Annotated in this window: 6 protein-coding genes; 3 read left to right on the forward strand and 3 right to left on the reverse strand. The window is 74.2% G+C overall.

The features are described 5' to 3' along the window. Positions 1–10: 10 nt before the first annotated feature. The 3 genes from AB0O40_RS16260 to AB0O40_RS16270 form a co-directional block, all read right to left on the reverse strand. The gene (locus AB0O40_RS16260; RefSeq protein ID WP_365041067.1) at positions 11–3,442 is read right to left on the reverse strand and encodes an endo-alpha-N-acetylgalactosaminidase family protein; all 3,432 of its coding nucleotides are present in this window, start codon (positions 3,440–3,442) and stop codon (positions 11–13) included. Between the two features lie 127 nt (positions 3,443–3,569). Further along, entirely contained in the window at positions 3,570–4,850 is a 1,281-nt protein-coding gene (locus AB0O40_RS16265; RefSeq protein ID WP_365041070.1) for a CapA family protein, read from the reverse strand. Between the two features lie 153 nt (positions 4,851–5,003). Next, positions 5,004–5,438 (reverse strand): nuclear transport factor 2 family protein, encoded by a 435-nt coding sequence (locus tag AB0O40_RS16270; protein ID WP_365041072.1) that lies wholly within the window; start codon positions 5,436–5,438, stop codon positions 5,004–5,006. Positions 5,439–5,541: 103 nt separating this feature from the next. On the opposite strand from AB0O40_RS16270, the gene AB0O40_RS16275 reads away from it, so the two are divergent. The 3 genes from AB0O40_RS16275 to AB0O40_RS16285 all read left to right on the forward strand — a co-directional run bounded on the left by AB0O40_RS16275 (position 5,542) and on the right by AB0O40_RS16285 (position 8,893). Then, positions 5,542–6,747, forward strand: a complete 1,206-nt coding sequence (locus AB0O40_RS16275) for a PHP domain-containing protein (RefSeq protein ID WP_365041085.1) — start codon at positions 5,542–5,544, stop codon at positions 6,745–6,747. A gap of 91 nt (positions 6,748–6,838) precedes the next feature. Continuing rightward, positions 6,839–7,522 carry a methyltransferase domain-containing protein gene (locus tag AB0O40_RS16280; RefSeq protein ID WP_365041075.1) on the forward strand — a complete coding sequence of 228 codons (684 nt, stop codon included), beginning with the start codon at positions 6,839–6,841 and terminating at the stop codon, positions 7,520–7,522. A 108-nt stretch (positions 7,523–7,630) separates the two neighbouring features. After that, on the forward strand, positions 7,631–8,893 hold the full coding sequence (locus AB0O40_RS16285; protein WP_365041078.1) for a hypothetical protein: 1,263 nt from the start codon (positions 7,631–7,633) through the stop codon (positions 8,891–8,893). Positions 8,894–9,034: the final 141 nt, after the last annotated feature.

Raw genomic sequence — 9,034 nt, forward strand, 5'->3', positions numbered from 1 at the left:
ACCTGGAACCTCAGGGCCGGTAGCCGATGTTCAGTTCGGCGACCGAGGTCCAGGGGTTGCCCTTCACCTCCTTGGTGGCGCGCAGCCGTACGTACCGGGCGGTGCGGGGCGTGAAGGCGACGTCCTGCTGGGCGGTGGTGTCGGCGAAGGTGCCGGTGGCCGCCGCCGCACCCCAGGTGACCCCGTCGGCGGAGGTGAGGACCTGGTAGTCGGCGATCCGGCCGTTGCTCTGGGACTGCCGGGGCAGGTAGTGCAGTGCCGAGACGTCGTAGGCGGCCCCGAGGTCCAGGGTGATCTCGTGCGGCATGGGCGCGGTGGCGGCGTACCACTGGGTGTGCCAGATGGTCGCCGGGTTGCCGTCCAGGACGTTGAGCGCGCGGCCGTCCTCGCCGGCGGTCTCCTGGCTGTCCACCGCGGTCACGCTCATCCTGTCCTGCGGGACCAGCAGCTCGCCGCCGCCGGAGCTTCCGAGGTCGTCCACGGTGAGGTCGTCGAGGATCAGGTCGGCCTCGTTGTGGGAGCCCTCGGCGGACACCTTGCGGACCCCGATCCAGGCGTCGCTGCCGGCGGTGAAGGTCTTGGTGAAGGCGGTGGCGGTGCGGGCCTGGGGCAGTGCGGTGGCGGTCTCGGTGCCACCCGCCCCGGTGACGAACTGGTAGTCGCCCGCGAAGCCGTTCTCGTAGCGGAACCCGACCTTGTAGGAGTGGCCGGGGATGAGCCGCAGGGTCTGCGGGAGGGTGCGGTAGACCAGGCCCGGCCGCTCCTCGTGGGACTTGAGGGAGTTCTGCCCGCCGATCACGTCGTCCACCAGCTTGCCGTTCCAACCCGCCTGCGTGTACGGGGCGTTGCGCTGGGCGATGTGGGTGCGCGGGTCGGTGGCCGAGCCGCCGGCGCCGCCGAACACGAAGGGTCCCCAGCCGGGTTCCGGGCTCTCGAAGTCCTCGGCGAAGGTGTGGCCGGCCAGGGGTGTCCGGGTGGCCGGCACCACCCGGACGTCGTCGAGCACGACGGTGCCGTTCCCGGCGGCGGCGGAGAGCTGGAGGGTGGCCGTGGAGCTGCCGGCCGGCACGTCGAACAGCACCTTCATCCGCTGCGTCTTCGTGCCGTTCTTCTCGCTGCCGCCGAGCGAGTCGGTGACCGGCGAGGAGTCGGCGGTGACGGTGACCGGGCTGCCGCCGGCAGGGGTGACGCCCAGGGTGGCGGCCCGGCCGGCCGGGGTGCTCACCCAGACCGAGGCCGCGTACCTGCCGGGCGCCAGCCCGGTCATGGTCTGGGCGACCTTGGGCGAGGTACCCGCGGCCAGGGTGAGTTCCCGCTGGCCCAGGGCGTTGCGGGTGACCGAGGCGCCGCTGCCGGTGACGGTCCAGGCGGCGAGGTCCCCGGCGTAGAAGCCCGGGTCCTTGAGCGGGGTCCCCGCGCCCCAGCCGGGGTCGGCCTGGGCGGGGGCGGCGCCGTCGTACACGACGTATCCGGTGCGGGCGGTGGCGTTGATCGTGACCTTGCCCTGGGTGACGGCGAGATCGGAGACGAACTGGCGTCCGCTGTCGGTCAGTCTGTAGAGCGTGGGGCTGCTCCAGCCGGCCGGCAGGGTCCAGGTGGTGGAGCCGCCCTTGTCGTTCCAGTGGTAGAGCCGGCCGCTCCGGGGGAGCAGGTACGCGGAGCCGTCGAGCACCAGCCGGCCGCCGCTGGTGATCTTGCGGGTGTTGCCGGAGGTGGTGACCTTGGTGCCGTTGGCCAGGGTGACGGAGTCGGCGGTCCACTGCACCACCGGGGACTCCTGGAGGTACTTGGTGGGCAGGTTGGTGCCGAAGGTGGTGGCCAGGAAGGCGGTGAAGTCCTTCTTGCCCTGCCAGCCCTCGTAGGCGGTCAGTTCCGCGCCGCCGAGGAGCGGGTGGCCGGCGATCCAGTCGTCCTTGACGTGGTTGCCGATGAAGCGGGCGATGGTGGAGTTGATGCCCTTGAGGTCGGTGCCGCCGTAGTTGACGTCGGCCGCCCAGTGGTGCCACAGGGACTGCTCGGTCAGGGTGTTGGGGAACTCGGTGGCCAACTGGAGCCCCAGGGAGCCGATCTCGCGCTGCAGGGCCCGCGAGACGTAGCCGTCGCCGTACCAGACGTCCACGTAGAGGAAGTCCAGCCCGGGGGCGGCGGCCTTCAGGTCGGCCAGCCGGGCGAGCCGCTGCCCGCTCTGCCCGTCGCGCCGGGTGTCGACGTAGTACGACTGGTCGAGCCAGTCCCAGCCGAGGCCGCCGGTCTGCCGGGCCGGGTCGAAGGTGGCCGAGACCGGGTACTCCTCGGTGGCGTTGACGTGCACGCCGAAGTCGGCGTTGTAGGCGTGCCCGGCGTCGGTGAGGGCGCGCAGGGCCGGGGCGCCGCCGAGCTTGGCGCCGATGTTCTTGTAGTCCATGTGGGCCGAGTCGTGGCCCTCGGAGGCGTACCCCTTGAGGAGCACCAGCTGGCCCAGGCCGTCGGTGGCGAGTGAGACCCGCTTGGTCTCGTCGAGGGTCTGGGCGAAGGGGTGGGTGGCCTGGGAGGCGAAGTTGAAGGGGATGCGCTGCACCACCCGGTCCGCGGTCTGCTGCCAGCCGGTGGGCGGGGTCCAGATGTCCCGGTAGGCGACGGCCGCGTCCTGCCAGTCGACCACCGCGTCGGCGTTGCGGTCCCCGGCGATGGCGACCCGGGCGTAGGGCAGCGGTTCGGTGTCGGTGTCGGCGGCCCCCTCGGCCCGGTAGAGCCAGTCCCCGCTCCACAGCCCGGCGCGGCGGTAACTCCCCTTGTCCACGACCTGTTTCGCGATCCGGCCGTTCTCCCGGGCGGTGCCGCCGGCGGGCTTGTCGTAGAGCGCGTTGGAGTCCACGGCCGCGGCCAGGCCCCCGGTGTTGACGAGCCCGTACATGACCGTGCCGGCCGCCGCGTCCACCGGGGTGGTCGCGGTGACCGGGGTGAAGGTGTCGCCGGTGCCGGTGGTGGCGGTGTGCATCACGGCGGTCGACAGTGCGGCGCCGCTCTGGTCGCTGCGCACGCTGACGAGGTTGTGCTCCGGCACGGCGAAGGTCCGTACCCGCAGGGCGGGGGTGTCCTCGATGGCCGTCACCTTGAACTCCAGGACGGAGCCGGTGACATGGAGCCGGGCGCGGATGGTGACGCCGGAGAAGGACAGGGCGTAGTCCACCGCGTCGGGCCCGGCGGTGGCGGTGACGGCGGGGGCGTAGGAGGTGCCGTTGACCCGCACCACGCTCAGCGGGTCCTCGTTCCCGGTCAGGACCCGCCCGGTGGCGCGCTGGGTGTAGTCCAGGACCCGGGGGAAGGCCGGGTCGACCCGGACCGAGAGGTCGGCGGAGGTGATCGTCACGGGTGCCGCGGCCGAGGCCGGCACCACCGCGAGCAGCGCGGCCACCAGGCCGCCCGCCGCAGCGGCCGCCGCGGAGCGTAGGGGGGTTCGCATCGGTCCAGCTTGCGGACGGCCGGGCGCCGGGCCCATGGACTAACCGGAGGATGGTCATGGACTTCTCGCCGCGCCGGTTGTCCGGCGCACGGCCCGGTGGGCCGCTGCCCGGCCCGTGCCCGGCGGCTCAGCGGGTGGCGCGGGTGAGCCCCTGCCGGGCCGCGCCGCGCGAGAGCACCGCCTCGGTCACCTGCGCGTCCACCGCGGCGTACTCCCGCCGCTTGGCCTCGGACAGGCCCGCGGTGGTCGCCGTGCAGGAGGTGCACACCACCCGGAACGGCGGTTCCATGTCGGAGAACTGGGTGAGGTACTCGGCCTTGACGACGGTGAACCGGCCGGGGTGCGCGCGGTCGGGGGCGAAGCCGAAGCGCGGGATCGAGGATTCGTTGCCCCGCCGCTTGGCCGGCTCGTAGAAGCTGGCGACCTGGTCGCCCATGCCGTAGACCACCCAGGTGCCGTTGATCTTCTCGTACGGCTGCGGGACGTGGTTGTGGGTGCCCAGGATCAGGTCGACGTCCGGCAGGCCGTCGGTGCGGGCCGCGGTCAACTGCTGCGCCAGGGCGCGCTGTTGCTGGTCCGGGGCGGTCTGCCACTCGGTGCCCCAGTGGACGCTGACCACCACCACCGAGGCGCCCGCCCGGCGCGCGGCCCGGGCGTCGGCGAGGATCCGCTGCGGGTCGATCAGGTTGACCGCCCAGGGCTTGCCCTCGGGCAGCGGGATGCCGTTGGTCCCGTAGGTGTAGGACAGGTGGGCCAGGGTCGCGCCGCCCGCCGACAGCAGGGCCGGCCGGTGGGACTCGGCCTCGCTGCGCGCGGAGCCGGCGTGCCGGACCCCGGCCCGATCGAGGGCGTCGAGGGTGCGGGCGAGGCCCGGGAAGCCGGCGTCGAGGGTGTGGTTCGAGGCGGTGGAGCAGCCCTCGTAACCGGTGTCCTTGAGGGCCTGCGCGAGCTGCTGCGGGGCCTGAAAGGCCGGGTAGCCGGTGAAGGGGCCGCCGGGCGCGCCGTACGGTATCTCGTGGTGGCATATCGCGACGTCGGCCGCCGAGACCACCGGCTTCACCCCCGCGAGGATCGGGCGGAAGTCGTGCCCCGTGCCGCCGGCGGCGTCCCGGGCCCGCTGGATGATGGACGGGTAGGGGATGATGTCGCCGGTCGCCACCAGCGTGAAGGGCCGGTGCCCGGCCGCGGGGTCCGGCGCCGGGGAGGGCGCGGAGGCGGCCGCGCCGCCGCCCTCGCGCAGGCTCTGGCCGGTGTGGACCCCGTCCCGGTCCAGCGCCTTCGACGCCAGGAAGGCGCCGCCGCCGAGCAGCGCCAGTCCGGCCACCGCGCCCGCGAGCAACCTGGTCCGGCCGCCGCGTGCGGGCCGTGCGCCGTCCCCGGCCGTGCGGCCGTTCGTGTCCTCGGTCATCCGCCGTCTCCCGTCCCCCGTGGCCGTACCGGCGTACGGCTGCGCACCCGCGCCCCGCGCGCGTGCGGACTCCGCAGGGGCGGTCCTGCGCCCTGCCCGGCCACTCTCGCACGGCCGTTCGCCCGGTGCGGCGGTGACGGGGGCCCGGGTGGGTCAGACCGGCAGCTCCGGCAGCAGTCCCAGCTGGTCCAGGAACTCCAACTGGTCGTAGTAGAGCCGGTACTCGACGATCCGGCCGGCCTCTACGGTGACCAGGTCCACGCCCCGGATCCGTACCTCCTTATGGGTGGCGGGCAGCAGCTCGCCGGAGGGCAGTTCCAGCGGGCCGGTGTTGCGGCCCCGGTAGAAGCCCTCGTCGATGGCGGTGTCCCCCGCCTCCAGCTTGCGGACCGACTCGTACGCGGCGTCCGGCATGGCGGCCATGATCTGCCGGAAGTAGTCGACGATCTCCTCGCGGCCGCGCAGCTCCCCCAGGTCCGGGGTGACCGCGAGGGCGTCCTCCGCGAAGCACTCGGCCACGGCGTGGATGTCCTTCGCCGTGGTGAGCGCCGCGGTGAGCCGGTCCATGACCTCTCGGGCCTGTCCCATGATCCACCTCCTGCTCGCGCACCGGGTGACCTCCTCATTTTCCCACCTCGCGGGCGGGACCGGGGGGCGTCATCCTGGGGTGGGGGACGACTGGAGGGTGCCCGTGGACCCGGTGGCCGCGCTGCGCAGGATCGCGTTCCTCCTGGAGCGCGGGCAGGCCCCCGCCTACCGCGCCCAGGCCTTCCGCACGGCCGCGGCGCGGGTGGCGGAGATGGAACCGGGCGAGGCCGCGCGGCGGGCGGCCGAGGGCTCCCTCGAATCGGTCCGGGGCATCGGCCCCAAGACGGCGGCCGTGATCGCCCAGGCGCTGGCCGGGGCGGTGCCGGAGTACCTGGCCGAGCTGGAGGAGCAGACCGAGGCGGCGCTGGGCGGCGCGGCCGCGGAGCGGGCCGGGCTGGCCGGGGCGGACCTCGCGAGCCGGGCGCCGGACGGCCCCGGCGGGGCGCTGCGCGCGGCCCTGCGCGGCGACTGCCACCTGCACTCCGACTGGTCCGACGGCGGCGCGACGATCGAGGAGATGGGCCGGGCCGCGGCGGAGCTGGGCCATGACTGGGCCGTGCTGACCGACCACTCGCCCCGGCTGACGGTGGCCCGGGGCCTGTCGGCGGAGCGGCTGCGCGAGCAACTGGACGTGGTGGCCGACCTGAACGCACAGTGGGCCCCCTTCCGGCTGCTGACCGGTATCGAGTGCGACATCCTCGACGACGGATCCCTGGACCAGGAGCCGGAGTTGCTGGCCCGGCTGGACCTGGTCGTGGTGTCGGTGCACTCCAAGCTGCGGATGGACCGGCGGGCGATGACCCGGCGGCTGGTGGCAGCGGTCCGCGATCCGCACGCGGACGTCCTGGGCCACTGCACAGGAAGGCTGGTGACGGGCCGTCAGCGTCCCGAGTCGGAGTTCGACGCCGAGGAGGTGTTCGCCGCCTGCGCCGCGGCCGGTACCGCCGTGGAGATCAACAGCCGCCCCGAGCGGCTGGATCCGCCGCGCCGGCTGCTGCGGCTGGCCGTGGCCGCCGGGACGCTCTTCGCCGTCGACACCGACGCGCACGCGCCGGGCCAGCTGGCCTGGCAGCTCCTCGGCTGCGCCCGGGCCGAGGAGTGCGGGGTGGCCGCCGCGCGGGTGGTCACCACCTGGCCGGTGGAGCGGCTGCTGTCGTGGACCGGCGGCAGGGACGGAACGGAGGCGGACGCGGGCCCCGCAGGCGGTACGGCCGGGGACGCCGGCCCCGCGGGCGGTACGGAGGGGGACGCGGCCCCGGCGGGCGGCCGGCCGCGGCGCCGGGCTCCCCGCAGGCCCCCGGCGGGGTGAGCGGCCGGTCCGGGCGGGTGCAAGCCGCCCCGGAGCGGGTAGGCCGCCGGGGAGAGCCGGGAGGCACCCGGCCCCGAGCACGGAGGAACACGTGGTGCAGGGACACGAGGCGGAGCCGGCCGGGCGGCCGGTGGCGGCCGGGACGGTGTCCGCGGCGGAACTGTTCGACGGGCTGGGCATCGCCTACGAGCGGGCCTTCGGCCGGCTGCCGGCCCAGCTGGCCGCCGTCGACTGGCTGACCGCCCGGCTGGCGCCCGGCGCCCGGGTCCTGGACGTCGGCAGCGGGACCGGCCGCCCGGTGGCGGACCGGCTGGCCCGCGCCGGCTGCGCGGTGACCGGCATCGACGTCTCGCGGGAGATGGTGGAGCTGGCCCGCGCCCAGGTCCCCGATGCCCGCTTCGAGCAGTGCGACGTCCGCGACTACCGGGCGCCGGCGGGCGGCTTCGACGCGGTCTGCGCGTTCTTCCCGCTGCTGATGATGACCCGGGCCGAGGCCTGCGAGGCACTGGCGCGGATCGCCGGCTGGCTCGCCCCCGGCGGGTACTTCGTCTCGGCGACGGTACCGGCCGACGTGGACGGGGTGCAGATCGAGTGGATGGGCAGCCGGGTGGAGGTCTCCAGCTTCTCGGCCGAGGACTACGTCCGGCGGCTGCGCGAGGACTGCGGGCTGGAGGTCCTGCACCACGAGCTCTCCGTCTTCGCGCCGGAGGGCCCCGGGGCGGTGCCCGAGGAACACGTCTTCTGCTATGCGCGCCGCCCGCTGGAGACCGGCTGACGACTCGTCCGCCCCATCCTCCCCAATGCCCCGGAACCGGTGGACGGGCCCCGCCCGGCCGCCCAAGATGGGCGCCGTCCCGGCATGTTCTTCCGCGAAGGGAGTTCCATGACGACAGCGCCCTCGGGCAAGGCGGCACCGCCGCCGAGCAGCCCGCGCGAGGTCCCCGACAAGAACAAGTGGTACGTCAGACCGCTCAACGACTCCAAGCAGGACTACCCCCTGCCCACCGAGTGGAAGGGCGGTGCCCTGCACCACAAGATCTCCAAGGAGCGGCTGAGCTCCATCGCCGAACAGGTCACCCCGGCCTGGAACTCCGGCGAGCAGCGCCTGCGGACCGCCGCCCGGGCGTTCTGGGACCTGTGCTGGCTGGTGGCCGGGGGCCCGGTGCGCGATGCCGTCGCGATGGCTGGTCCGGGCGGCTCGGCCAACCCGCACCGCCTGCTGTGGAACCTGCCCCTGATGGTGTCGCTGGGGCCGCACAGCCCCGCCAACGACCCGGGCATGAACTTCGACCCGGACACCGAACCGCTGCCGGACGGCACCGGCAACCGGCGGATGGACGCGGTCTCCGCGGCCCTCTACCAGCTCGAACAGGCCTGGCTGACGGCGGCCGCCGCGGGCGGCGGCCGGGGCGTCTACGACGCCGCCCTGTGGGACACCCTCCGCGGGCACCTGCTGACCGCGCACAACGCCGCCCAGCTGACCGTGCGCGCGGACGGCGTGGTGCTCTTCCCGCCGGTCCGCGAGCAGTGGGTGTACGACGGCTCCACGAAGCAGAACCTCCGCAAGGGCATGACGCCCTTCCTCAGCGTGGCGCAGGGCACCCAGCGCTTCGCCCAGGCCCGGGTCAACGCCCCCTCGATCGCGGTGTACGCCAACTCGGTCGCGCCGGGTGCGACCACCACGGTCACCGCCCGCGTGGGCGGGCGTACCGTGCGCCTGGACCTCACCGCGGCGGAGGAGAACCTGCACCACGTGTGCGTGCGCCACACGCTCACCTTCTTCGACTTCACCGACAAGTCCCGGCCCCGGCCGATCAACACCTTCTGGCCGGACGTGCGCACCTTCGCCGATGTCATCCAGCTGGCCGGGCAGTTGCTGCCGGGCATCGCCCGCAGCGTGCTGCGCGAGCTGGACCGCAACCACAGCAACGTCAACGCCCCGACCGACTGGGAGAACGAGACCTTCGAGTTCGGCAACGAGGACGTGGGGGGCCAACTGGTCTTCTACAACGTGCAGATCACCGATGTCGCGGGGCCGGACGCCACGCCGGTGGTGACGGCCGTGATCGAGAGCTTCGCCCCGGACGGCACCAACGGACCGGGCTTCACCCGCGGCGACCTGGACCTCATCGCCAAGGCGGTGTGAACCCGGGTCCGGAGCGGGCCGCGCCGTCGCAGTCGTCCGTACGGCGGCGGCCGGTGGCCCCGGGCGGGTGCCCCGCCCGGGTGCTGGGCGCGCGCAACTACGACGCCACGAGCGGCCGCTTCCTCACCCCGGACCCGGTCT

The organism is Streptomyces sp. NPDC089919, from assembly GCF_040684615.1.
Taxonomy (GTDB): domain Bacteria; phylum Actinomycetota; class Actinomycetes; order Streptomycetales; family Streptomycetaceae; genus Streptomyces.